At 67.2% G+C, this 24862-nt stretch carries 18 protein-coding genes and 1 tRNA gene; 11 read left to right on the forward strand and 8 right to left on the reverse strand.

Features of this window, described 5'->3' with window-relative positions; all coding sequences use genetic code 11:
* Window positions 1-146 precede the first annotated feature (146 nt).
* From DSM104440_RS18850 to DSM104440_RS18865, 4 genes are all read left to right on the forward strand, one after another.
* Window positions 147-1079, forward strand: coding sequence for a carbohydrate kinase family protein (locus tag DSM104440_RS18850; RefSeq protein ID WP_171165425.1), 933 nt, complete (start codon window positions 147-149; stop codon window positions 1077-1079).
* Window positions 1080-1089: 10 nt separating this feature from the next.
* Window positions 1090-1548: an outer membrane lipoprotein gene (locus DSM104440_RS18855; RefSeq protein WP_171165427.1), complete on the forward strand. Its 459-nt coding sequence runs from the start codon at window positions 1090-1092 to the stop codon at window positions 1546-1548.
* A gap of 85 nt (window positions 1549-1633) precedes the next feature.
* Window positions 1634-2398 (forward strand): GNAT family N-acetyltransferase, encoded by a 765-nt coding sequence (locus DSM104440_RS18860; RefSeq protein WP_171165429.1) that lies wholly within the window; start codon window positions 1634-1636, stop codon window positions 2396-2398.
* Between the two features lie 49 nt (window positions 2399-2447).
* Window positions 2448-3260 (forward strand): lysophospholipid acyltransferase family protein, encoded by an 813-nt coding sequence (locus DSM104440_RS18865; RefSeq protein ID WP_171165431.1) that lies wholly within the window; start codon window positions 2448-2450, stop codon window positions 3258-3260.
* Here the strand turns inward: DSM104440_RS18865 and DSM104440_RS18870 are convergent.
* Entirely contained in the window at window positions 3187-4008 is an 822-nt protein-coding gene (locus tag DSM104440_RS18870) for a symmetrical bis(5'-nucleosyl)-tetraphosphatase (protein ID WP_171166092.1), read from the reverse strand. The genes DSM104440_RS18865 and DSM104440_RS18870 overlap by 74 nt on opposite strands.
* A gap of 6 nt (window positions 4009-4014) precedes the next feature.
* Window positions 4015-4581 (reverse strand): c-type cytochrome, encoded by a 567-nt coding sequence (locus DSM104440_RS18875; protein ID WP_171165433.1) that lies wholly within the window; start codon window positions 4579-4581, stop codon window positions 4015-4017.
* 86 nt (window positions 4582-4667) lie between these two features.
* On the opposite strand from DSM104440_RS18875, the gene DSM104440_RS18880 reads away from it, so the two are divergent.
* Together DSM104440_RS18880 and DSM104440_RS18885 are read left to right on the forward strand one after the other, a co-directional pair.
* A tRNA-Arg gene (locus DSM104440_RS18880) sits at window positions 4668-4744 on the forward strand.
* A gap of 12 nt (window positions 4745-4756) precedes the next feature.
* Window positions 4757-5761, forward strand: a complete 1005-nt coding sequence (locus DSM104440_RS18885) for a glycosyltransferase family 9 protein (RefSeq protein WP_171165435.1) — start codon at window positions 4757-4759, stop codon at window positions 5759-5761.
* Here DSM104440_RS18885 and DSM104440_RS18890 read toward each other — a convergent pair.
* From DSM104440_RS18890 to DSM104440_RS18910, 5 genes are all read right to left on the reverse strand, one after another.
* The gene (locus DSM104440_RS18890; RefSeq protein WP_171165437.1) at window positions 5730-7601 is read right to left on the reverse strand and encodes a polysaccharide biosynthesis protein; all 1872 of its coding nucleotides are present in this window, start codon (window positions 7599-7601) and stop codon (window positions 5730-5732) included. The genes DSM104440_RS18885 and DSM104440_RS18890 overlap by 32 nt on opposite strands.
* Entirely contained in the window at window positions 7601-8605 is a 1005-nt protein-coding gene (locus tag DSM104440_RS18895; RefSeq protein WP_171165439.1) for an MraY family glycosyltransferase, read from the reverse strand. Before DSM104440_RS18895 ends, DSM104440_RS18890 begins: the two co-directional genes overlap by 1 nt.
* Window positions 8602-9504: an NAD-dependent epimerase/dehydratase family protein gene (locus DSM104440_RS18900; RefSeq protein WP_171165441.1), complete on the reverse strand. Its 903-nt coding sequence runs from the start codon at window positions 9502-9504 to the stop codon at window positions 8602-8604. Before DSM104440_RS18900 ends, DSM104440_RS18895 begins: the two co-directional genes overlap by 4 nt.
* A gap of 61 nt (window positions 9505-9565) precedes the next feature.
* A complete protein-coding gene (locus tag DSM104440_RS18905) occupies window positions 9566-10867 on the reverse strand; it encodes a hypothetical protein (protein ID WP_171165443.1) in 1302 nt (433 codons plus the stop codon).
* 198 nt (window positions 10868-11065) lie between these two features.
* Entirely contained in the window at window positions 11066-12385 is a 1320-nt protein-coding gene (locus DSM104440_RS18910) for a hypothetical protein (RefSeq protein WP_171165445.1), read from the reverse strand.
* Window positions 12386-12501: 116 nt separating this feature from the next.
* On the opposite strand from DSM104440_RS18910, the gene gltB reads away from it, so the two are divergent.
* From gltB to DSM104440_RS18935, 5 genes are all read left to right on the forward strand, one after another.
* Window positions 12502-17154 (forward strand): glutamate synthase large subunit, encoded by a 4653-nt coding sequence (gene gltB / locus DSM104440_RS18915; RefSeq protein ID WP_171165447.1) that lies wholly within the window; start codon window positions 12502-12504, stop codon window positions 17152-17154.
* Window positions 17154-18599, forward strand: coding sequence for a glutamate synthase subunit beta (locus tag DSM104440_RS18920; protein ID WP_171165449.1), 1446 nt, complete (start codon window positions 17154-17156; stop codon window positions 18597-18599). The genes gltB and DSM104440_RS18920 overlap by 1 nt, the downstream gene beginning before the upstream one ends.
* Before the next feature lie 7 nt (window positions 18600-18606).
* Window positions 18607-19410, forward strand: coding sequence for an alpha/beta hydrolase (locus DSM104440_RS18925; RefSeq protein WP_171165451.1), 804 nt, complete (start codon window positions 18607-18609; stop codon window positions 19408-19410).
* Window positions 19411-19455: 45 nt separating this feature from the next.
* A complete protein-coding gene (gene hemE / locus DSM104440_RS18930; protein ID WP_171165454.1) occupies window positions 19456-20520 on the forward strand; it encodes a uroporphyrinogen decarboxylase in 1065 nt (354 codons plus the stop codon).
* Between the two features lie 234 nt (window positions 20521-20754).
* On the forward strand, window positions 20755-22746 hold the full coding sequence (locus DSM104440_RS18935) for a primosomal protein N' (protein ID WP_171165456.1): 1992 nt from the start codon (window positions 20755-20757) through the stop codon (window positions 22744-22746).
* On the opposite strand, the gene DSM104440_RS18940 is transcribed toward DSM104440_RS18935, so the two are convergent.
* A complete protein-coding gene (locus DSM104440_RS18940) occupies window positions 22709-24775 on the reverse strand; it encodes a site-specific recombinase (protein ID WP_171165458.1) in 2067 nt (688 codons plus the stop codon). The genes DSM104440_RS18935 and DSM104440_RS18940 overlap by 38 nt on opposite strands.
* Window positions 24776-24862: the final 87 nt, after the last annotated feature.

Below are 24862 nucleotides of genomic sequence, written 5' to 3' on the forward strand. Positions count from 1 at the left end.
AATACTGGTCCTACGCTCGCGATGTTGCCGGAAGGCGACAAGAGGGTCAACGCCGCTTGTCGGCGCTGAGGCGCCGCACGTCTGGTTAGGTGAGTGCTTGCTCCAAGGTAGACTCTGCCTCGCAAAAACAGCTTGAGGCTTGCTCGATGACGATCGTGGTCTGCGGTTCCCTCGCCTACGACACCATCATGGTGTTCGAGGGCCAGTTCCGGAAGCACATCCTCCCGGACAGGATTCACATCCTGAACGTGTCCTTCATGGTCCCGCAGATGCACCGGTACTTCGGGGGGTGCGCGGGCAACATCGCCTACAACCTGTGGCTGCTGGGTGACCAGCCGGCGATCATGGCCACCGTGGGCCACGACTTCAAGCCCTATGGCAAGCGCCTCAAGGAGTTGGGCCTGACGGACCGGCACGTGCGCCGCGTCGACGACCAGTTCACCGCCCAGGCCTTCATCACCACCGACCTCGAGGACAACCAGATCACCGCCTTCCATCCGGGGGCGATGATGTTCTCGCACCTGAACAAGATCGCCGACGCGCCGGAGGCGACGCTCGGCATCGTCTCCCCCGACGGCCGGGACGGGATGTTCGAGCACTCGCGCGGATTCGCGAAAGCCGGCGTACCGTACCTGTTCGATCCGGGCCAGGGCCTGCCCATGTTCTCGGGCGCGGACCTCCTGGAGCTGATCGCGCCCGCCAAGGCCCTCACGGTGAACGATTACGAGGCCCAGATCGTCGAGGAAAGGACGGGCAAGAAGGTGGCTGAGCTCGCGACGATGGTGGAGGCCGTCGTGGTCACCCGGGGCGCCGAGGGATCGATCGTCCATACCGGCGGTCAACAGATAGAGATCCCGTGCGTTAGGCCGGATGGAGTCGTCGATCCGACAGGCTGCGGGGATGCCTACCGCGCCGGCCTGCTGCATGGCCTTGCGAAGGGCTGGGACTGGGGCAAATCGGCCCGGCTCGCGTCGGTGCTGGGAGCCTTCAAGATCGCCCATCGCGGCGGCCAGAACCACCAGCCGACGCTCGAGAAGATCGCGGCGAAGTTCAAAGAGGAGTTTGGTGAATCGCTCTAGGGAGATGGTCATGAACACCAGGAAGACGTTGGCTTTGGTCGTGTGCGCGCTCGCCGTCGGCGGCTGCGCCTATCCGCGGCAGGGCAGCGGCGATTACACGGCCTACGGCGTGCGCGCTGAGCAGAGCGTGCGATTCGGAGTCGTGGAATCCGTGCGCCTCGTGCGCATCGACAACCCCAACAGCGGCGTGGGCGGCGTGTCGGGTGCCATCGTCGGCGGCATCGCCGGCAGCCACGTCGGCGGTGGCTCGGGCCAGGCAGTCGGCGCGGTCCTTGGCGCGGTTGCTGGTGGCCTCCTTGGCCAGGCCATCGAGCAGGACGCAACACAGCGCACCGGCCTCGAGATCACGATCCTCCTCGACTCGGGCAAGTACGTCGCGATCACGCAGGAAGCCGACGAGAATTTCCGCTCCGGCGACCGCGTTCGCATCCTGCAACAGGCCAACGGCATCTCGCGCGTCACGCGCTGATTCAAGAAACCTTCATGTGACAGTCACGGGCGGGTCACCCCGCCCGCTTAGCCTGCCCTCGTTATTTTTTACAACGAGGGCACGGATGCAGACCCAGCCGCGCATCGCCGATCACGAAAGCCCCAGGCGCCTGCAGGTCGCGCTCGCCAAGACCCCCGGCGAAGTGATCGAAGCGCAGCAACTGCGCTATCGCATCTTTTCCGAAGAGCTCGGTGCTCGCCTCGAAAGCGAATCGACGGGCCTCGACAGCGACGCGTTCGACCCCTTCTGCGATCACCTCATCGTCCGCGACGCCGGGCGGCAGGAAGTCGTCGGAACCTATCGCCTCCTGCCTCCGGCCGCGGCCCGCGCCGCGGGCCGCCTCTATTCGGAGTCCGAGTTCGATCTCGCGAGGCTTGACGGCATTCGCAGTGACCTGGTGGAAGTGGGCCGCTCGTGCGTCCACCCCGAACACCGCGGCGGGCGAGTGATCTCGATGCTCTGGTCGGGGATCTGCGAATACATGACGACGCGTGGCCATCGCTATCTCGCGGGGTGCGCGTCGATCGGGCTCGCCGACGGCGGGCGAAACGCCGCGGCCATCTACGCGCAACTCGCCGCCGCACATGCAGCACCTGCGGAGTGGCGCGTGTTCCCGCGCGTCCCGTTGCCACTCGATGCGCTCGAGCCCGCGCGCGACGTGAAGCTTCCGCCCCTCATCAAGGGCTACATCCGCGCCGGGGCCTCGATTTGCGGTGAGCCCGCGTGGGATCCGGACTTCAATACCGCCGACCTCTTCGTGTTGCTCCCCCTCGAGCGCTTCGCGCAGCGCTACGCCGCGCGCTTCATGGGTGAATCCGCCGCTGCATGACCTGACGGCATGGGAGAATGGCCCGGAGTCGCCCACCGCTTCCGGAACCATGACCCACCCCAGGACGAATCGCCTCGTCCGCTTCGTCCGCTGGTCGCGCATCCTCGCTCACGTCGCGACCGCTTTCGTGATCCTGCGCTTCGGCTACCTGCGCCTCTCGCAGGGCCGGCAGCGCGCGGTCTATGGCTGGTGGTCCGCAAAGGTCCTGCACATTCTCGCGATCGAATCCCGCATCGAAGGCGAGGCCCCGCATGCCATTCCCGGCGCGGCGGTGATGTTCGCGTCGAACCACATCTCGTGGATCGACATCTTCGCGATCTCCTCGGTGCGGCCGACGCGCTTCATCGCGAAGAGCGAGATCCGCGACTGGCCGGTCGTCGGCTGGATCTGCGAGCGCGCCGGAACGCTGTTCATCCGCCGCGCTCGCCGCCACGACACCGCGCGCATCAACGACATGGTCCACGATGTGTTCGCGAAGGGCGATTGCGTGGGCCTGTTTCCCGAGGGCACGACGACCGTGGGCGACAAGTTGTTGCCTTTCCACAGCTCGCTCTTCGAGCCGGCGGTCGCGAACGGCGCGCGCGTGATTCCCGTCGCGCTTCGCTACGAGCACCCCGATGGAACGCTGTGCCGGCCGATGGGATTCGTGGGCGAAATCACGTTCGCGCAATCGATGGGACTCATCGCGCGGCAGAAGAAGATCGTGGTGCGCGTGCGGTTCGGCGAGCCGATCGCCTGCGAGGGCCTCGCGCGGCGCGACGTCACGCGCCTCGTCGAAGCGCGCATCGCTAGTCTTCTCGACCTCCCGACTCCGGACAGCGCACGGCGAACACCGCCCGATCCTGCAGCCGGAACGCCGTAAGGCTCCGGCCCCAGACACATCCGCTGTCGAGGGACGCGAGGCCCGCCTCCACGCGCAACCCAAGCGCGGACCAGTGACCGCAGATGATGGTGTGGTCGCGACTCTTGCGCCCGGGCATATCGAACCACGGCGTCCACGCTTCGTGCACGTCGCCGGGCTCGCCCTTGAACTTGAGCACCATCGCGCCTTCGTCGTCGAGGACGCGAAGCCGCGTCATCGCGTTGATGATCACGCGCAGCCGGTCGAGGCCCTCGAGCTTGTCGCTCCAGCGATCGGGTTTGTCGCCGTACATGCGCTCGAGCAGCGCGCGATAGGAAGGCGCGCGCAGCGCGGCCTCGACCTCGGAGGCGAGCGCGCGCGCCTTCGCGATCGACCACTCGGGTAGCAGACCTGCATGGACGAGCGCCATGTCGCCCTCCACATGCATGAGGGGACGGTGGCGCAACCAGGTGATCAACTCATCGCGATCGGGCGCTGCGAGAACATCGTCGAGCGTGTCGCGCGAACGCCGCTTCTCGACGCCCTCGGCCACGCACACGAGGTGCAGGTCATGGTTGCCCAGGACGGTGACTGCCCGGTCGCCCAGCGACTTCACGAAGCGAAGGCAGGCGAGCGAGTCCGGACCGCGATTGACGAGGTCGCCGACGAACCAGAGGCGGTCGCGCGCAGGATCGAAGGCGACGCGCTCGAGCAGGCGCTCGAGCGGTTCGAAACAGCCCTGCAGGTCGCCGATCGCGTAATCGGCCAGGGGAGCCTACTTCGCGCTGGCGACCATGTAGTCGACGGCCGCCTTCACGTCCGCATCGGAGAGCGCGGTGTTGCCACCCTTGGGCGGCATCGCGCCCTTGCCCTTGAGCACGCTCGCGTACAGCGCTTCCGTGCCGGTCTTGATGCGCGGGGCCCAGGCGGCCTTGTCGCCGAACTTCGGGGCGCCCGCAATGCCGGCGCCGTGGCAGGCCGTGCATGCGGTGTCGTAGGTCGCCTTGCCGCTGGCGGCACCGCCGGCTTTCGCGGCAGCGGGCGGCGGAATCGCGACCGCAGCCACGGCCCCGGGCGCGGGCGCAGCGGCGGGTGCGGCCGCGGGCGGCGGCGCATTCGGATCGACCGCGAGGCTCGCGATGGGCGCGAGGCGCTTGGCGACCTGGTCGGGCTTCATCGCGGCGTCGTCCTTCAGCGAGCGGCCGCCATAGGCATTCACGGCGAACTGCGCAAGCAGGATGATCCCGATGATCAGCGCGACCGCGCCGATCACGATGCCGATGGCAAGCTTCACGGGGTGGGTTTCGATGTTGTCCTGGATAGGATCGTGATGCTCGGACATGGCTTCCTCTAGCGTTGGCGTGCGGCCCAAATTATAGCGAATCGTTGGACGATGGTCCTGTAAAACGTTTAGAATCCGATAGATACGCGCCCGTAGCTCAGCTGGATAGAGTACTGCCCTCCGAAGGCAGGGGTCGGACGTTCGAATCGTCTCGGGCGCGCCACAAAATTCCCCTTTGAAGATCCTCGTCGTCCGCCGCGACAACATCGGTGACCTCGTGCTCACCACGCCCGTGTTCGCGGCGCTGCGCGCGCACTTTCCCGAGGCGCGCATCGACGCCTTCGTGAACAGCTACAACGCGCCCGTGCTCGCGGGCCATCCCCACGTCGATCGTGTCCACAGCTACACCAAGGGCAAGCATCGCGACGAAGGCGGTGCGATCTCGGGTGCGTGGTCGCGCTTGCGCCAGCTGATGTCGTTGCGCGGCGAACACTACGACCATGTGCTGGTGGCCACACCCGGTTATCGGCCACGCGAGATCCAGTTTGCGCGATGGCTCGCACCCGCACACATCGCCGCATTCGTGGCGCCAGGGCAGAACGTCGCCGGCGTGGACGAGCCCGTGGAGTTCGTGCCCAACGTCGGCCGCCACCAGGTGGAGGAGACGTTCCGCATCCTCACGCCACTGGGCATCTACGACGCGCCACCCGCATTGCACATCGCCGCGAAGCGCGAGCGACGCGCAGGCCCGGCCACGATCGCCGTGCACGTGAGCGCGCGCAAGGCGAGCAGCCGCTGGCCCGAGGAGCGTTTCGCGCCGTTGATGCGCGCGCTGCACGAGCGATTCGCGGCGAAGCTGCGGCTGTTCTGGTCGCCCGGCACGGAGGACGATCCCCGCCATCCCGGCGACGACCAGAAGGCACGGCGCATTCTCGAGGCCGCGAAAGGAATTCCGGTCGAACCCTGCGAGACGCGCGAGCTCGGCGAGCTCATCGCGGGACTCGCGCAATGCGATGCGATGGTTTGCAGCGATGGCGGTGCGATGCACCTTGCCGCGGCGCTGGGCCTGCCGGTCGTGTGCTTCTTCGGGGAGTCGGACGCGGCGAGCTGGCGCCCGTGGGGCGTGCCCTATCGCGTTCTGCAGCCGGCTTCGCGCAACGTGCGCGACGTGACCCTCGAGGAAACCCTGCGCGCCTGCGAGGAAATCTTCAGCCCGACGATTTCGCCGGCACGGACTTGAGCCGCGGGCGCTGGCCCGTCTGGAATTCCGGAACCCAGCGCTTGAGGTCGCGCCGCACTTCGGAATCGGTCGGCACGCGATCGGTGTTGAGCCACGCGAGCAGGCCATCGAGCCATCCCTCCGCGACTTCACGCGCCTTCGCGATGCGCAGCTTCGGGTGCGGCGTGGGCCGTGTGTGCTCGTCGTCGGCCAGCAGCTCCTCGAACAACTTCTCGCCGGGGCGCAGGCCCGTGTAGACGATGCGGATCTCGCTCTCGGAGAGCTCGGAGAGGCGGATCATGTCGCGCGCGAGGTCGACGATCTTCACCGGCTCGCCCATGTCCATCACGAAGATTTCGCCGCCCAGTCCCATGCACCCGGCCTGCAGCACGAGCTGCGCAGCCTCGGGGATCGACATGAAGTAGCGAACCATCTCCGGGTGCGTGACCGTCACGGGCCCGCCGCGGTCGATCTGCTCCTGGAACTTCGGGATCACGCTGCCCGCGCTGCCCAGCACGTTGCCGAAGCGGACCATCTCGAAGCGCGTGGTGCTCGTGGTCTGCAGCGCCTGGCACACCATCTCCGCGAGCCGCTTGGTCGCGCCCATCACGTTGGTGGGATTCACCGCCTTGTCCGTGGAGACGAACACGAACTTCTTCACCTTGAAGTCGATCGCCGCGCGCGCGACGACGTAGGTGCCGAGCACGTTGTTCTGCACGGCCTCCCACGCGTTCGCTTCTTCCATCAACGGCACATGCTTGTACGCCGCGGCATGGAACACGTGAGCAGGCGAGTACTGGTGCATCACCTGCGCCACGCGCTTGGCATTCTTCACGTCGCCGATCGCGCTCACCACGGGAATCTCGGGGAAGCTCTCGCGCAAGGCTTCGTCGATGCGGTACATGGCGTACTCGCTCTGGTCGAAGAGCACGAGCATCGCGGGCTGGAAGGCGGCAATCTGGCGGCACAGTTCCGCGCCGATCGAACCACCGGCGCCCGTGACCATCACCACCTGGCCGGAGAGCAGGTCGTGCAGGCCGGCGTCGTCGAGCGTCACCGGATCGCGCTTCATCAAGTCCTCGACCGCGACCTTGCGCACGCGAGCCGCAGTCACCTTGCCGCCAACGACCGTGTTGAGCGTGGGCACCGTCATCACCGAGACGCGCGCCTGCTTGCAGATCTCGACCACGCGCCGGCGTACCTGGTAGGCCACCGAGGGCATCGCGATGATCGCGTGGCGCACCTTCAGGCGCTGCGCGAAGCGCGGCAGGTCCTCGACAGGACCGAGCACGCGAACGCCCTGCAGCAAGCGGCCTCGCTTGCTCGTGTCATCGTCGAGCAAACCGACGACACGCCATTCCTGGCTGCGCCCGAGTTCCTTCACCAATCCAACCGCCGCATCGCCCGCGCCCAGGACCACGACCGGCAGGCCCACTTCGCCGCCGCGCCCGTAGAGGCTCCACTCCATGAACGAGCGATAGGCCATGCGCGATCCGGCCATGAGCATCGCGAGGAAGACCGGATAGAGAACGTACTCGCGGTGGCCGAGGTTCGGGTCGAGCCCGACGATGCTGAGCGCGCCGGAAACCACCACGGTGCCCGAGACCACCGCGAAGATCACGCGCTGGATGTCGGGCAGGCTCGTGTAGCGCCAGATGCCCTGGTACACGCCGAAGAGGAGATTCACGCCGATCTGCAACGGCAGCGCGACCGCGAGCGCCGTCGCCAGGCGGTCGAGGGCCTCGGACGAGAGCGGTTGGTTCGCGACCAGGATTGCGGCAAGCAGGCCGGCGAGCGCGACGGCAATTCCGTCGTGCAGTGCGGCTGCAAAGGCGCGGCCATCCGCGCGAAGTGATTGCATCACGGCATCCTGTGAGAGTTGTTGTTGTTGCTCACGCGACCGCGCGCCAATCGGACATCGATGGCCACGAACGCGATTGCGAAGGCCACCAACAGGCCAAGAATTATAGCGCACTGCACCATTTCGCCTGCGCGAAGCGCGACTGCCGCGGCCAGCGCGCACGCGAGCATGAGCGCCCACGCCGAGAGGGCGAGACGCCGCGGACTCCATCCCGAAAGGACCAGCCGCTGGTAGTAGTGGCTGCGATGGGCTTCCCAGATGCGCTCTCGCCGCAGTGCGCGCCGCGCGATCGTGACCGTGGCATCGGCGATGAATGGCGCGAAGACGACTGCGGCAAACCACGCGGGCCAGGCCGCGATGGACCAGCCGTACAGGCCGAAGGCGCCGGCGAGAAAGCCCAGCGGCACCGAACCCGCATCCCCCATGAAGACGCGCGCGGGCGGAAAGTTGAAGACGAGGAATCCGGCGGCAGCGCAGGCGATGGCGCCGCAAACCAGCGCCAGCGATTCAGCGCCCGCGCCGTGCGCGGCCCACGCGAGCGCACCGAAGCCGATGGCGGTCATGCCGCCCGCGAGGCCGTCGGCCCCGTCCATGAAGTTGTAGAGGTTCGCGCACCACACGATCGCGATCACGGCGAGTGCCGCCAGGGCGACCGGTATCGCGGGCGCGATGGTCCACACGGCTACGGCGGCCGCGGCGAAATGCGCGGAGAGCCTCACAAGGATGGGGAGGCTGCGAAGGTCATCGGCGAATGACACGAGGACCAGCGCCGCGGCGCAGACCAGGAGCGTTCCGGTCAGGCTGTCGGCGCAAGCCATCGCGACGGGGAGCACGGCGACGGCCATGCCCAGCCCGCCGAGGCGCGGCGTCGGCGTCGAGTGCAGGGAGCGCGCGTTGGGCCGGTCGGAAATGCGTTCCGCGAGCGCCGTGCGGCGAAGGATCGCGATCGCCATGATGGCGACCAGCGCGGGCCCCACGACGGCGATGACCCAGGTGGCGCTCATCTCGCCCTCCAGTGCTGCGCCATCTTCGCGGCCGAGGCCTCCAGCGCGATCTGGGCACGCCAGCCGAGGTCACGGCTCGTGGCCGCGTCATCGACCTCGAGCGATTCGACGAGCCGCCGCATGCGTTCGCCCTGCCCACCCAGGGATGCAAGGGTAACCAGTGAACCTGCAGGCATGCGGAACAGGCGACGCGGACGCCGGAGGGCCGCACGCAACGCGCTGACGAGCGCGGGCGTGGAGACGGGCCGCGGTCCGGCGCAAAGCCAGGTCCGGCCCGGCGCAGCCGGGTGGGCCGCGCAGGTGAGAAGGAGGCGCACAAGATCATCGACATCGATCATCGCGCGACCGTTCTCGATCGATGCGAAAGGGAGGGGCCAGGGCGAGTCGGCAAGCGCCATCAGCGCGGCCAGGTTGCCCGCGGCACCCGGACCCATCACGAGCGGCGCACGAACCACGGCGACCTCCAGGCCGGTGGCGCGCGCGACTTCCGCCAGGGCGAGCTCTGCACGCCACTTGGACGTCGCATAAGCGCCCGCAGGTTTCGCTGCATCGTCGGACCGGAACGGCCCTGCGGAAGAGTCCTCACCGTTCACCTTGATCGTGCTCACGAACACCAGGCGGCGCGCGCCTCCCTGGCCCGCGGCCTGCGCCAGCGCGCGTGTCTTCTCGGTGTTGTCGCGCTCGAAAACGGCGAGGTCCTCGTTGCCGGGTTCATGCACGCGCGCCGCGAGATGGAAGACGACGGCATCGCGCCAGGCGACAGCGGCAAGCCTCGCCTGCCAATCGTCCCCGGAGAGCTTCAGGCGTTCAGGAGTAGACCCCGCGGCAACGCCGAGCCTGCGGCCCACGAAGCCCGAGGCACCGGTGAGCACGCTGCGGAAGGGAAGTTGCGTGGGCATGCAGGGCCAGAAATGAAACGGGCATCCCGAAAGATGCCCGTTTGCGAACGTGCCGTACCGATCAGGTGCAGGTCGCCGGCACGGTCACCGTGACCGTCGTCAACGTCGTGCCATCGGTCACGGTCACCGGGATCGAGACGTTGCCCCCGGAACCCAGCGGGCCGCCGGTGCGCGTGAAGGTGATCGTGTTGCCCGACACCACCGCCGTGACGCGTGACGGATCGGAGGAGTTGACGCTGTAACCGCCCGCGCCGCCGATGATCGTGGAGCTGGCCGAGGAAGCGCATCCGATCGTGTGGGCCGTCGGCGCGATCGTCATCGCCGGCAGCGTTCCGGAGCCGGCTGACGTCGTGACCACGACGGTCACTCGGGCCCCCGTTGCATCCTGGAAGATCACGGGGAACGTTCCGCACACGCTGTCGTTGGTCGCCGCAACCGTGAAGACGCCCGGATTCGTGTTGGGCGAATTCGGGAAGACGCTCACGTGGATGCTGGTGCTCGTGGCCGTGTAGGGCGGGATGCCGTCAAAGATGTAGACCTGGGAGCTTCCCGTTCCGCAGCGAGTCGCGAGCGCGGCCGTGAACTCCAGCTCCGACGGGATGGCGACGATGGTGCCCGCGGCTTGCGAGATGGTGAAGATCGTGTCGACGTAAACGCCCGACTGCACATCGGTCAGGCGGAACGTGGCGAGCTGCGTGCCGGCGTTCGGCGCAACGTAGATGCGCGCGATCGCCTTGCCTTCGTGATCCGTCGGAATCGTGTACTGGTTCACCAGGACGCGCGTCGGATTCGAGGGCGTCTCGGGAACCACGAACTGGAAGCTGCCACGGATGACCTCGAAGCGCATGGTGCGCAGGCCATAGAGCGTCCCCTGGGAAACGGGAACCGCCGTGATGATCGATTCGCGACCCGGGCAGGCCTGGACGGCGGCGCCCGCGGAAGGCGCCGGGCAGGTCGACACGATGCTGCTGCCGTAGCCCGTGAGGAAGTTCTGCAGCACTGCAATCGCAGCGTCGTAGAACAGGCCGTTCACGTCGCGCGCGGCGACCGTGACGGTGCGGCGCGGGACCTCATTGGGCTGCAGGCCGGGATCGACGACGCCGGGGTTGTTCGGGATGACCATGATGGACCCCGAGTTGACCGTGGCCGGAATTGCCAGGACCGTCGGGTCGCTCGAGCTCATCGTGTAGGGCATGCGGCCGCCCGAGATAAGGATCTCGTTCGGGACGCCGGCGTAGAACGTGCCCGGATCCGGCTGAATGCGCAGGATGCCGCCTTCCTGGGTGGTGGCAGCGCCACCTCCGCCGCAGGACGCGAGGAGCACAGACGACGCCACCGCCAAAACGGCGGCGACGAGCTTCATGGGGGTATTACCTAGGGCTTTTGCATTCACGATTGCTTCCCCTTTGTTTGGGCGCCGCTGCGGAATTTTTGATTAGTCTTCAAAAATTAGCGGGTTATCGTGGTTTATTAAAGCGCAACTTTCAGTTTGACGCAAGGGGCAGACGCGTTGGCCCGTGGTGTCGGACCGACCCCAATGCTGCGCCGCACTCAAGTCGCCCTAAGGACAGGTTCCTGCCGCCAGCCCCGAAAAGTTCACCACGACTTGGGCTGCGGACTGGCCGTCCGTCACCGAAACGGCCGCCGGGGATACCGTGGAGGGCGGTACCGGCAGAGGGGGTTGTGTCCCCCGAACCCGTTGAATCGATACGACATTTGTGCCGGTATTGACCGACAGCGACCCTGTATTGGCGAACGCCCGGATCGTTCCAACGCCGCCGGCTACGGCCACGTTGGCGAACTCCGTGCAGCTGGTGAGCGTGACTTCCGTGGGCGCGACGACGAGCACCGGGGCGGCCGTGGTGCCTTCCTGGTTCACGACGGTCACGGTGGTGGTTCGGCCGGCTGCATCGGTAATCGCGATGCTCAAACCGGGCGTAGGCGCGCAGATTCCGGACGCGAAGACGTTGAAACGGCCTTCGCTGGCGGTGACGGTCGTCGGCGCGACGGTAAAAGCCGAGGAGTTTCCGGAGATCGTGTAGGGCGGCGTGCCGCCGTGGATGGTGAACTCTGCCTGCACGCCGCTCGCGCATGCGCCGAGGCGCGGGCCACCGAAGGTCACGCCCGGGGGTGTCACGAAGAAGACGCTCGAATTGCCCGTGAATTGCGCAATCGTGAAGCTCGCGAGCTGATACGCGCCCGAGCCCAGGTCGGTGATCCGCAGCGTTGCCGTCTGCGTCTGCGCGAGTGCTGTCGTGCGGAAGCGCGCGCGCGCCTTGCCGGTCTCGTCGGTCGTCGTGGTCACTTCGATGCCAAGCACTTCAACCGCGCCTGCCGGCGAGGTGATGAAGCGGAAATCGCCCGTGACGACTTCAAATTTCACGCCGCGCGCTGCGAGCGGAACGCCACCCTGCGAGATGACCACCGAGGCCTCGGCATCGGAGCCGGTGCACACGGCTGGACGGCAATCCGGATTATTGGTCGGGTCGTTGCTCGGGGTCGGCGTGATGGTGATCGTGTTGGCAACCGTTCCCGGCCGCACCGTGAGCGCGGCCGTGATCACGGGCGCAGTGCCCGTATCGCGAACGGTAAGCGTGACCGGCGTCTCGGCGATCACGGGGCTCGGGATCGCGACGAAAGACTTCGTCAGCACGTTGCCTGCGATCGGCAGCACCGCCTGGTTGCTCGAGGTCACGATGTACGAGCCCGTTCCGCCAGAGAGCACGAACGTCGTGGGCAATCCCGAGTAGAGCGTCGCCGTCGCAGGCAACACGGTGATGCGCGTGGGGTCCGTCACATTGGGCGAGGGATCCACGTTTCCGCTGCAGGCGGCGATCAGTACGAGGGGTGCGGCGACGAGGCGACGGGCGAGGGCGATCATGGTTCGAGATTCTAACCGCAAGCCCCGGAATGGGCTCGGAATTCCGCTTTTGTTGCGGTGCGATAAGTGCTGCGATACGATGATTTCCCCCCTCCGTTCGTCTAGGACTTCCCGCAATGGGCCAGAGAGCCGGCTTGCCGCCGAAACAGGGTCTCTACGACCCGCGCCACGAGCGCGATGCCTGCGGCGTGGGCTTTGTCGCGCACATCAAGGGCAAGAAGTCGCACGACATCGTGGAAAAGGGCCTCACGATCCTGAACAACCTCACGCACCGCGGTGCGACGGGTGCGGATCCGCTGCATGGGGACGGCGCGGGTGTACTGATCCAGATTCCGGATGCCTTTTTCCGCGAGGAAATGGCCAGGCAAGGCGTGAAGCTGCCCAAGGCCGGCGCGTACGGCGTGGGCATGGTGTTCCTGCCGCGCAATCCCGCGGCGCGCGATGCGTGCATTCGCGAAATCGAGCGCGCGATCGCCAATGAAGGCCAGCAGTTGCTCGGGTGGCGCGACGTACCCATCTCCACCGCAAGCCTCGGCCCCACCGCGCTCGCCACGATGCCCGTGATCCGCCAGGTGTTCGTGGGTGCGGGCCGCAAGCAGCTCGATCGCGACGCCTTCGAACGCAAGCTCTACATCATTCGCAAGTCGCTCGGCCACGCGATCCGCGCGCTGGGCCTCGCGAACGCGGGCGATTTCTACGTGCCGTCGTTCTCGCACCGCACGATCGTCTACAAGGGGATGCTGCTCGCTCACCAGGTGGGCGAGTTCTACACGGATCTCCACGACAAGCGCTTCACCTCGGCGCTGTGCCTTGCGCACCAGCGCTTCTCGACGAACACGTTCCCGACGTGGGACCTCGCGCATCCGTTCCGCTTCATCGCGCACAACGGCGAGATCAACACGCTCCAGGGCAACCTCAACTGGATCCGTTCGCGCCAGGCGACGATCCACTCGAAGCTGCTCGGCGAGGACCTCGACAAGATCTGGCCGCTGATCTACGACGGCCAGTCGGACTCCGCGTCGTTCGACAACGCGCTCGAGCTGCTGCTCATGGGCGGCTATCCGATCGCGCACGCGATGATGCTGATGATTCCCGAGGCGTGGGCGGGCAACCCGCTGATGGATGCGCGCCGCCGCGCGTTCTACGAGTACCACGCGGCGTTGATGGAGCCGTGGGACGGCCCTGCCGCGGTGGCATTCACCGACGGCAAGTTCATCGGCGCCACGCTCGACCGCAACGGCCTTCGCCCCGCGCGCTACTTCATCACCGACGACGACCTCATCGTCATGTCGTCGGAAATGGGCGTGCTCGACATCCCGCAGGAAAAGATCGTCCGCAAGTGGCGCCTGCAGCCGGGCAAGATGCTGCTCGTCGACATCGAGCACGGCCGCATCGTCTCCGACGAGGAGCTCAAGCGCGACCTCGCCGCGCAGCGCCCGTACCAGGACTGGCTCGACCGCACGCAGATCCGGCTCGAGGACATTCCGATGCCGGAAGACATCCCAACGCCGGATACCGACAAGCTTCTCGACCGCCAGCAGGCCTTCGGCTACACGCAGGAAGACCTGAAGCTGCTCCTCACGCCGATGGCCACCGCCGGCGAAGAGGCGCTGGGCTCGATGGGCGATGACACGCCCGTCGCGGTCCTTTCGGATCGCGCGCGCCCGCTCTACAGCTACTTCCGCCAACTCTTCGCGCAGGTGACGAACCCGCCGATCGATCCGATCCGCGAGCAACTCGTGATGTCGCTCGTGTCGTTCATCGGCCCGCGCCCCAACCTGCTCTCGCCCGATTCCACCGAGCCGGTGATGCGCCTGGAGGTCTCGCAGCCCATCCTCACGTTCGAGGACATGGAGAAGCTGCGCCGTGCCGACGAGTTCACCAACGGCCACTTCAAGAGCGAAGTGCTCTCGATGTGCTATCCGGCCGAGTGGGGAACCGAAGGCATGGAGCCCGCGCTCGCGCGCATGTGCGCCGATGCCGAGGACGCCGTGAAGAAGGGCGTCAACATCATCATCCTCACCGACCGCGAACTGGCCGAGACGAAGATCGCGATTCCCGCGCTCCTCGGCACCGCCGCAGTCCATCACCACCTCGTGCGCGCGGGCCTGCGCACGCGTTGCGGCCTCGTCGTGGAAACCGGTTCGGCGCGCGAGGTGCACCACTTCGCCTGCCTCGCGGGCTTCGGCGCGGAAGCGATCCACCCGAACCTCGCGTTCGCCACGCTTCTCGACATCAAGGACGCGCTCCCGCAGAAGGTCGACGACAAGGAGCTGGTCAAGCGCTACATCAAGGCGATCGGCAAGGGGCTGCTGAAGGTGATGTCCAAGATGGGCATCTCCACGTACCAGTCGTACTGCGGCGCGCAGATCTTCGAGGCCGTGGGCCTCAACACGAAATTCATCGACAAGTACTTCACGGGCACCTCGACGGCCGTCGAGGGCATCGGCCTCGCGGAAGTCGCCACGGAAACCGTGCGACTGCACACGCTCGCCTATTCGGACGCGCCGCTCTACGCGAGCCAGCTCGATGCCGGCGGCGACTACGCCTACCGCATCCGCGGCGAAGCGCACATGTGGACGCCCGACACGATCGCGAAGCTCCAGCACGCCACGCGCGCGAACAACTTCGCGACGTACAAGGAGTACTCGAAGCTCATCAACGACCAGACGCAGAAGTTGATGACCCTGCGCGGGCTCTTCCGGATCCTTGAATCCGACAAGCCCGTGCCGCTCGAGGAAGTCGAGCCGGCCAAGGACATCGTGAAGCGCTTCGCCACCGGCGCCATGTCGCTGGGCTCCATTTCGCACGAAGCGCACTCCACGCTCGCCATCGCGATGAATCGCATGGGCGGCAAGTCGAACACCGGCGAAGGCGGCGAGGATCCGACGCGCTACATCCCGCTCGCCAACGGCGATTCCATGCGCTCGGCGATCAAGCAGGTGGCCGCGGGCCGCTTCGGCGTCACGGCCGAGTACCTCGTGAACGCCGACGACCTGCAGATCAAGATGGCGCAGGGCGCGAAGCCCGGCGAAGGCGGCCAGCTTCCCGGCCACAAGGTCTCGAAGTACATCGCGAAGGTCCGCCACACGGTGCCCGGCGTGGGCCTCATCTCGCCGCCGCCGCACCACGACATCTATTCGATCGAGGATCTCGCGCAACTCATCCACGACCTCAAGAACGTGAACCCGGCCGCGCGCGTCTCGGTGAAGCTGGTCTCCGAGATTGGCGTGGGCACGGTGGCCGCGGGCGTTGCCAAGGCCAAGGCCGACCACGTCACGATCTCGGGCCACGACGGCGGCACGGGCGCCTCGCCGCTCTCTTCGGTGAAGTACGCCGGCAGCCCGTGGGAAATCGGGCTCGCGGAAACCCAGCAGACGCTGGTGCTCAACAAGCTGCGCAGCCGCATCAGCGTGCAGGCCGACGGCCAGATGAAGACCGGCCGCGACGTCGTGATCGGCGCGCTCCTGGGTGCGGACGAGTTCGGCTTCGCCACGGCGCCGCTCGTGGTCGAAGGCTGCATCATGATGAGGAAGTGCCACCTGAACACGTGCCCGGTCGGCGTGGCCACGCAGGATCCGGAGCTCATCAAGAAATTCACGGGCAAGCCCGAGCACGTCATCAACTACTTCTTCTTCGTCGCCGAGGAAGTGCGCGAGCACATGGCGAAGCTCGGCTTCCGCTCGTTCGCCGAGATGGTCGGCCGCGCCGATCGCCTCGATCTGGCGCCCGGCATCAACCACTGGAAGGCGAAGGGCCTGGATTTCAGCAAGCTCTTCCACCGCCCGGACGTCGGCCCCGAGGTCGGGATCCACCAGACCGAGAAGCAGAACCACGGCCTCGACAAGGCGCTCGACCACGAGCTTATGGCGAAAGCAAAGGCCGCGCTCGATTCGAAGAAGCCGGTGCAGTTCGAGAGCCGCATCCAGAACCGCAACCGCACCGTGGGCGCGATGCTCTCGGGCGAGGTCGCGCGCCGCTACGGCCACGCGGGCCTTCCCGACGACTCGATCCACGTGAAGTTCAAGGGCACCGCGGGGCAGACCTTCGGCGGCTGGCTCGCGCACGGCATCACCTTCGAACTCGAGGGTGACGGCAACGACTACGTCGGCAAGGGCCTCTCGGGCGGGCGCGTCATCGTCTATCCGCCCAAGGAATGCCCGATCATTCCCGAGGAGAACATCATCATCGGCAACACGGTGATGTACGGCGCGATCACGGGCGAAGCTTATTTCCGCGGTGTGGCCGGCGAGCGTTTCTGCGTTCGCAATTCAGGTGCCACCGCGGTCGTCGAAGGCGTGGGCGACCACGGCTGCGAATACATGACGGGCGGCACCGTCGTCGTGCTCGGCAAGGCGGGACGCAACTTTGCCGCCGGCATGTCGGGCGGCATCGCGTACGTGCTCGACGAAGAAGGCGATTTCGCGCAGCGCTGCAACCTGTCGATGGTCGAGCTCGAGCCCATCCCCGAGGAAGACCACGCGGCGATCGAATCGGGCGGCAACGGCGAGCTCGAGACCCACGGCAAGGTGAGCATCGACCACATGGGCGGCCACGACGACGCGACGCTGAAAGCCCTCATCCAGCGCCACCTGCTCTTCACGGGCAGCGAGCGGGCGCGGCGCGTCCTCGAAAACTGGACGGCGTACCTGCCGAAGTTCGTGAAGGTGATGCCGATCGAATACAAGCGGGCCCTGGCGGAGATGTCCGCGGAGCAAGCCAAGCGCGGGCAACCGCTTACCTCCAACGAAGTCAGGGCGAACGACTGATGGGCAAGATCACCGGCTTCATGGAAATCGCGCGCAAGGACCGGGGATACGCGCCGGTCACGGAGCGCGTGAAGGTCTACAAGGAATTCGTCCGGCCGCTGGGCGACCTGGAGATGAGCCAGCAGGGCGCGCGCTGCATGGACTGCGGCATTCCCTTCTGCCAGACGGGCTGCCCGGTCAACAACATCATTCCGGACTGGAACGACCTCGTGTATCGCGGCAACTGGCGCGAGGCGCTCGAGATCCTGCACTCCACGAACAACTTCCCCGAGTTCACGGGCCGCGTGTGCCCGGCGCCGTGCGAAGCGGCGTGCGTGCTCAACATCAACAACGACCCGGTGGCGATCAAGTCGATCGAACAGGCGATCGTCGACAAGGGCTGGGCCGAAGGCTGGATCGGGCCGCAGCTCGCCGCGGTGAAGACCGGCAAGAAGGTCGCGGTCGTCGGCTCCGGGCCCGCGGGCATGTCGTGCGCCCAGCAGCTCGCGCGCGCCGGCCACGCGGTCACGCTGTTCGAGAAGGCCGACCGCATCGGGGGCCTGCTTCGCTACGGCATTCCCGACTTCAAGATGGAGAAGACCCTCATCGACAAGCGCTGCGAGCAAATGGCGGCCGAGGGCGTCACCTTCGCCGTCAACTCGCACGTCGGCGTGAACCTCCCCGCCGCGAAGCTCCTCGCCGATTTCGATGCGGTGGTGCTCACCGGCGGCTCCGAGAAGCCGCGCGATCTCCCCGTGCCCGGCCGCGAGCTCTCCGGCGTGCACTTCGCGATGGACTTCCTCCCGCTGCAGAACAAGAAGGTCGCGGGCGACAAGGTCGCGAACCAGATCCTCGCCACCGGCAAGCACGTGATCGTGATCGGCGGCGGTGACACCGGCAGCGACTGCATCGGCACCTCGATCCGCCAGGGCGCCAAGTCGGTCATGAACTTCGAGCTACTCCCGCAGCCGCCCGATCAAGAAGACAAGCCGCTCACGTGGCCCTACTGGCCGATGAAGCTGCGCACGTCCTCGTCGCACGAGGAAGGCGCGCAACGCGATTTCGCGGTCACCACCAAATCGCTCCAGGGCAAGAACGGCAAGATCGAGAGCCTCACCGCCTGCAAGGTCGAATGGGTGAAGGACGCGAAGGGCGCGATGAGCATGAAGGAAGTCCCCGGCTCGGAGTTCACGCTGCCCGCCGACCTCGTGCTGCTCGCGATGGGCTACGTCCATCCCGTGCACGAAGGCATGATCACGGAGCTCGGCGTCGCGAAGGACGCGCGCGGCAACGTGAAGGCCACCACCGATGGCGCGGGCTGCTACGCCACGTCGGTCCCGAAGGTGTTCGCGGCGGGCGACATGCGCCGCGGCCAGTCGCTCGTGGTCTGGGCCATTCGCGAGGGCCGCCAGGCCGCGCGCGAGGTCGACGCCTTCCTCATGGGCGCCTCCGACCTGCCCCGCTAGGGGCTCCGTGCTCAAGTCCCTCGCGCTCACGGCCGCCGCGGGCTACCTCGGCGTCGCCGGCCTGCTCTGGTTCGCGCAGGAGAGCCTTCTCTTCCATCCGCAGCCCCTGTACGGCAAGCCACGCCCTCCTCCCGGCTGGATCCTCGAGGAGGTGCGCTTCACCACCCAGGACGGCACGAAGCTCGCGGGCGTCCTGCTCAAGCCGGCGACGTCGGGCCCGCATCCCCTGTTGATCTCGTATGGCGGCAACGCGGAGGAGCTCACGGCCTCCGCACCGGCGGCCGATCAGTTCGGCGCGCGCGCGATGCTACTCGTGAACTACCGCGGTTATGGCGAGAGCGAAGGCAAGCCCGGCGAGGCGGCCCTGCTCGGCGACGCGATCGAGCTCTACGACTGGGCCGCGAAGCGCACGGACATCGACGCGTCGCGCATCGCCGTGCACGGCCGCAGCCTCGGCACGGGCGTGGCGGTCCATGTGGCGGCCAAGCGAAGCGTGAAGTGCGTGGTGCTCACCTCGGCCTACGACAGCATTCGCGAAGTGGCGAAAGCGCACTACCCGTGGTTCCCGATCGGCCTGCTGATCAAGCACCCGTTCGATTCGGCAGCGCTCGCACCGAAGCTCATGATGCCCGCGTTGTTCGTCTACGGCAGTGCCGACACCATCATCGGCCCCGCGCATTCCGAAAAGCTCGCGTCGCTCTGGGGAGGCCCCGCGGAAAAGGTCCTGCTCAAAGGCCGCGGCCACAACGACCTCGAGCTCGATCCCGCGTACATGCCGGCGATCACGCGGTTCCTCGACCGGCATCTGTAAACTGGCAATCAACAGCAGGTCCTTCGGGGGCTGCCCCCCCTCAGGATGACAGCGCTTATGAATGACACTTTCCTCCGCGCCTTGCTGCGCCAGCCCACGCCGTACACGCCGATCTGGATCATGCGGCAGGCGGGGCGCTACCTCCCGGAGTACAACGCCACGCGAAAGAAGGCGGGGAGCTTCCTCAAGCTCGCCCAGACGCCTGAACTCGCCTGCGAAGTCACGCTCCAGCCGCTCGCGCGTTTTCCGCTCGATGCGGCGATCATCTTCTCCGACATCCTCACCGTGCCCGATGCGATGGGGCTCGGCCTCTACTTCGCCGATGGCGAGGGGCCGAAGTTCGAGCGGCCCGCGCGCACCGAAGCCGACATCGCGAAGCTCGCCGACCCCGATCTCGAGAAGCTGCGCTATGTCTTCGACGCGATCTCGCTCACGCGCCGCGAACTCGCGGGCAAGGTCCCGTTGATCGGTTTCTCGGGCAGCCCGTTCACGCTCGCGTGCTACATGATCGAAGGCGGCGGCAGCGACGACTTCCGTCTCGTGAAGTCGATGCTCTACGCGCGGCCCGATCTGCTCCATCGCATGCTCGAAGTGAATGCGCGCGCCGTCACCGCCTATCTCAACGCGCAGATCGATGCGGGCGCGCAGGCGGTGATGATCTTCGACACGTGGGGCGGAACGCTTTCGCACGCGGCGTACGAAGAGTTCTCGCTCGCCTACTCGCGCAAGATCCTCGCGGGCCTCACGCGCGAGCCCGAGGGCCGCGTGATCCCGCGGATCCTCTTCACCAAGGGCGGCGGCCAATGGCTCGAGGCGATGGCCGATAGCGGCGCCGACGCGCTGGGCGTCGATTGGACGACCGACATCGGCCGCGCACGCGAACGCGTGGGTAACCGCGTCGCCCTGCAGGGCAACATGGATCCGATGGCGCTCTTCGGCTCCCCGGCCTCCATCCAGGCCGAGGCGAAGCGCATTCTCGGGCGCTTCGGAAAAGGCCCCGGCCACGTTTTCAACCTGGGCCACGGCATCTCGCAGCACACGCCTCCAGAGCACGTTGCAGCCCTCGTGGAAGCGGTGCACGCCGCCTCCCCGGGCGTCGCTTCGCGATAGGTGGTGTCAAGAAAAATATTTGCTCAGTAGTGATTGCTTATTCACACAAGTCTCGTTCTCGCCCGTCCGGCGCGTTTTACGATGCGACATGCAAGCAAATGCCATTAATCGCTTGCCAATCAGAGACTTGCCCTGTGTTGCGGTGCCGCATGACGGCGCCCGCCCGGGCGCGTTCCGGGGCGCTTTTCCCGGGGCGAGCAGGTATTCACAGGTTTATCCACAGCAGGAAATCCAGTGGGAAATGAGCGCCGGATCGTCCAGGTTTGCCTCGATGTTCCCCTCGTGGCGACCTTCGATTTCCGCGTTCCCGAGGGGCTCGATCCGGAGGTCGGAAACCTCGTCGTCGTGCCCTTCGGGCGCACTCGCAAGGTGGGCGTGGTCACGGGACGCATCGCCCGCAGCGAGATCGCCCCCGAGAAGCTGCGCGACATCGAAAGCGTGGTCGCGGACGTGGCGCCATTGGGCCGCGACGAGCTCGATCTCTACCGCTTCTGCGCCAACTACTACCTGCGCCCGTTGGGCGAGGTGATCGCGGCGAGCCTGCCGCCACGGCTGCGGCAAGCGCGTCGACGCAAGCTGGCACCGGCCGCTCCCGCCACCGCGCGCGGACCGATCGCCGAGGGTCCGCCGCCAACGGCCGAGCAGGAAGCGGCGCTCGCCACCGTGCTCGCATCCTTCGATCGATTCCATCCCGTGCTGCTCGAGGGCATCACCGGAAGCGGCAAGACCGAGGTGTACCTGCGCGCGATCGCCGAGGCCCTCGCACGCGGCCGGCAGGCGCTGTACCTCGTTCCCGAGATCGGACTCACGCCGCAGCTGGAGTCGCGAGTGCGCGGCCGCTTCCCCGGCGAGGCCGTCATCGCCGCGCACAGCCATCGCTCCGAGGGCGAGCGCGCGCAGGCGTGGCTCGCGGCGCAGTCGGGCACCGCGCGCATCGTGCTCGGAACGCGCCTTGCCGTGCTCTCTCCGTTCGCGGACCTGGGCCTCATCATCGTCGATGAAGAGCACGACGCCTCGTACAAGCAGCAGGAGGGGCTGCGCTACTCCGCCCGCGACGTCGCGGTGCGCCGGGCGCAGTCGCTGGGCATCCCCGTCATCCTGGGCTCGGCCACGCCCTCGCTGGAGAGCTACACGAACGCGCGCGACAAGCGCTATGCGCACGCGAAGCTCGCGCAGCGCGCGACCGGTGCCGCACTTCCCGTCGTGCGCATGATCGACACACGCGTCGACAAGCCCGTCGACGGGATTTCACGCGCCATGCGCGACGCCGTGGCCGCGCGGCTCGAGCGCGGTGAACAGAGCCTCATCTTCGTCAATCGCCGCGGCTTCGCTCCGGTGCTCTATTGCCGCGATTGCGCGTGGCATTCGACCTGCAAGCGCTGCAGCGCGAACCTCGTCCTGCATCTCAATTCGGGCGAGATGCGCTGCCACCATTGCGGGTTCCTCGGCCGCGTGCCGCCGCGATGCCCGAAATGTGGCGGCATGGATCTCGCGCCCGTGGGGCAGGGGACGCAGCGCGTCGAAGAATCGCTGCAGGCGCTGTTCCCGAAAGCGCGCATCGCGCGCGTCGATCGCGATTCGACCGCCCGCAAGGGCGCGCTGAAGGAGGTTCTCGATCGGGTGCATGCATCCGAGGTCGACATTCTCGTGGGCACGCAGATGCTCGCGAAGGGCCACGATTACCCGGGACTCACCCTCGTCGTGGCGCTCGACAGCGACAGCGCGCTGTTCAGCGCGGACTTCCGCGCTTCCGAGCGATTGTTCGCGCAGCTCGTGCAGGTCGGCGGGCGCGCGGGCCGCGCCGCGCTCGCGGGCGAAGTCCTGATCCAGACCGATTTCCCCACGCATCCGCTCTACGCGGCCGTGGCCCGCAACGATTTCGCGGCGTTCGCCGAAGAGACGCTCACCGAGCGCCGCGCCGCGGGGTTCCCTCCGTACGCGCACCTCGCGCTACTGCGCGCGGAATCGAAGAAGGCGGGCGAGGCCGAGGAGTTCCTGGAATCGGCCGCGCGGCTGGCCAAGCGCTTCGCCTCGCGCGTCGAGATCTTCGATCCGGTGCCCGCGCGCATGGCACGCAAGGCTGGCTTCGAGCGCGCGCAGCTACTGGTGCGCGCCAAGTCGCGCGCGGCCCTGCAGCCGTTCCTGCGTGAATGGAAGTCCGCGCTCGACGCGAAGGCCGAGCGGCGCGTCAGGTGGACCCTGGACGTGGATCCGCAGGAGCTCTAGGCGGAAAAAGGAAGGTCGCCGGCCGCGAAATCATGCGCCGGATGATGGCGCGATACACCCGCCAGCGCGTCACCCCCGAGATGCCGCGCGCCCGGATGGCGACGTTGAGCGCGAGCGCGAAGCTCACGCCGAGGTTCAGCGTGCCGATGCCCGCGATACCGGCGACCGCCAGCCAGAACCCCGGCCGCAACATCGACTCGACCCCGAGCGCCGAAACCGCGGAGGCGAGCTGCCCGGTCGACAGCGTCACGTGCCGCACCTCGAGCGGAACCCCGTAGAAGAGCAGGATCACGGGAATGCTGCCGAGCATGAATCCCAGGCTCACGTTGCTCGCGAAGCCCGCGATCTCGTGCTCGAAGAAACGCGCGATGCGCCGAGCACCGCTCGGCCCGAACACGTAGCGCAGCCGGCGATGGTGCTCGATGGCCGGGCCCAGCTCGCGATAGACGAACCAGTTCTCCACCCACCCCGCGACCACGCTCGAGAACCACAGGAGCACGCCGGTGAACGCCGCGAAGAGCAGCGTCGGCCCCCAGATCGAGAGCGAGTCCATCACCTTCAACGCCTTCTCCGGATCGACCGGCGCCAGTCCCACCACGCTCGTGAGCAGGTAGTAGATCGCGACTGCAACGGGCGCGACCGCGAGGAGGTTGCCGAAGATCGCCGCGGACTGCGAGCGCACGAGGTCGGCCACCTCGTCGACCAGCGCGTCCATCTTCTTCGGGTCGTCCACGCCCTGCATCTTTCGCGCGAGCGCGGGCGCCGTCATGGCGGGCTGCTTGGTGGCGAGCGTGAAGCCGCACAGCTGGATCGCGACGAAGCTGATCGAATAGTTCATCGAAGCGAGCAGGCCGTCGAAGAACGCGGGTAGCTTCAAGTGCGAGGTGAGGAACTTGATGTAGACCGTGAACGCGGTGAACGCGCCGCCGCCGAGCGCGCGCTTGAACATGTCGAAGTACTCGGCGCGGTCGTGGGCGATGTAGTGCTCGCCGGTCTCGGCGCTGCGCTCCACGATCTTGCGCGAGAGCAGCGAGAAATTCTGCCGCAACAAGGCACGGACGCTGAGGTGGTCGTGCACGTCGCGGATGAGGCTCGCGAGGAAGAATCGCAGCGCCGGGCGGCCGCGCGCCGGATCGGCCACGAGGTCCGCGAGCTCGCCGATCCGCTGCACCTGGGCGCGCACGCGTTCGAACTGGTAGACGATGCCGATGCTCACGCCCTTGCGGTCGAGGTGCTGGTAACCGCTTTCGACGGCGAGGAGCGACGCCCCCAGTTCCCGCTTGAGATTCTCGTGTTCCCGCGCGAGGCCCTCGGCGTCGCCCGCGCGCTTGGCCACCAGGAAATTCTCGACCGCGAAGGGCAGGCGCGCCGTCGGCAGGTCGTCTCCGGGGGCTTCCTCCATGCGGCGGCGAAGCGCGGAAGCCTGCGTCGCCCCGGCGACGTTCATCGCAAGCGCCCCCAATGCACGCTCGGCCGCCGCGGCGATGCGGGCGCGATAGCCACGGACATCCGAAGGCTCATCGCCGTGCGAGAGCAGGTCGAGCGCGCCGAGCCAGATGCTCTCGTCGATCGATTCGAAGTTCGCCGCGGCGTCGCGGTCCGGGAAGATCTGCGGAAAGAGCTCCGCGAGATCCTCGGGCGGCGGCTCGGGCAGGAACTTCACCAGCATGCGGTTGGTGAACTCGCCGAGGAAACCCGATTCGCGCGGCAGCCCCGTTTCGGTGAGCAGGTCGAAGGCGTCGTTCTCCGCGAGCGTCGTCCGCAGCGCCGTGGCGAAGGCGAGCTTGCGCGCCGGGTCGCGCTCGAGCATCGAGAGCAGGTGCTTGAGGCGGATCGCCTGCGCGGAGGTCGCGGGCGCCTCGCCATCGCGCCGGACATCCGAGCGCAGCCAGGCCCCCAGGTCGTAGAGCCACTCGAGGCGTTCTTCGGCCGGCGCCTCGGGATGGGCGCGCGCCAGCAGCGAATCGAGGCCGACATGGGGATCGGCCGATTCACGCCAACGGGTGAGCCAGTAGGTGACTTTGTTCACGGGGAGAAGCAGGTCCTTCGCGCGCTCAGGATGACAGCTTCGGGCTGTCAGGCGTCCGTATAATAGGGCGTTTTCGCTGCCCTCCAG

The sequence above is a fragment of the Usitatibacter palustris genome (assembly GCF_013003985.1).
GTDB lineage: Bacteria > Pseudomonadota > Gammaproteobacteria > Burkholderiales > Usitatibacteraceae > Usitatibacter > Usitatibacter palustris.

Excerpts from the sequence above, each read along its gene's own strand:
- gltB (WP_171165447.1), top strand. The coding sequence starts at position 12,502 with ATGGGCCAGAGAGCCGGCTTGCCGCCGAAACAGGGTCTCTACGACCCG.
- DSM104440_RS18895 (WP_171165439.1), bottom strand. The coding sequence starts at position 8,605 with ATGAGCGCCACCTGGGTCATCGCCGTCGTGGGGCCCGCGCTGGTCGCC.
- DSM104440_RS18910 (WP_171165445.1), bottom strand. The coding sequence starts at position 12,385 with ATGATCGCCCTCGCCCGTCGCCTCGTCGCCGCACCCCTCGTACTGATC.
- DSM104440_RS18875 (WP_171165433.1), bottom strand. The coding sequence starts at position 4,581 with ATGTCCGAGCATCACGATCCTATCCAGGACAACATCGAAACCCACCCC.
- DSM104440_RS18890 (WP_171165437.1), bottom strand. The coding sequence starts at position 7,601 with ATGCAATCACTTCGCGCGGATGGCCGCGCCTTTGCAGCCGCACTGCAC.
- DSM104440_RS18860 (WP_171165429.1), top strand. The coding sequence starts at position 1,634 with ATGCAGACCCAGCCGCGCATCGCCGATCACGAAAGCCCCAGGCGCCTG.
- DSM104440_RS18855 (WP_171165427.1), top strand. The coding sequence starts at position 1,090 with ATGAACACCAGGAAGACGTTGGCTTTGGTCGTGTGCGCGCTCGCCGTC.
- DSM104440_RS18905 (WP_171165443.1), bottom strand. The coding sequence starts at position 10,867 with ATGAAGCTCGTCGCCGCCGTTTTGGCGGTGGCGTCGTCTGTGCTCCTC.
- DSM104440_RS18900 (WP_171165441.1), bottom strand. The coding sequence starts at position 9,504 with ATGCCCACGCAACTTCCCTTCCGCAGCGTGCTCACCGGTGCCTCGGGC.
- DSM104440_RS18865 (WP_171165431.1), top strand. The coding sequence starts at position 2,448 with ATGACCCACCCCAGGACGAATCGCCTCGTCCGCTTCGTCCGCTGGTCG.
- DSM104440_RS18920 (WP_171165449.1), top strand. The coding sequence starts at position 17,154 with ATGGGCAAGATCACCGGCTTCATGGAAATCGCGCGCAAGGACCGGGGA.
- hemE (WP_171165454.1), top strand. The coding sequence starts at position 19,456 with ATGACAGCGCTTATGAATGACACTTTCCTCCGCGCCTTGCTGCGCCAG.
- DSM104440_RS18850 (WP_171165425.1), top strand. The coding sequence starts at position 147 with ATGACGATCGTGGTCTGCGGTTCCCTCGCCTACGACACCATCATGGTG.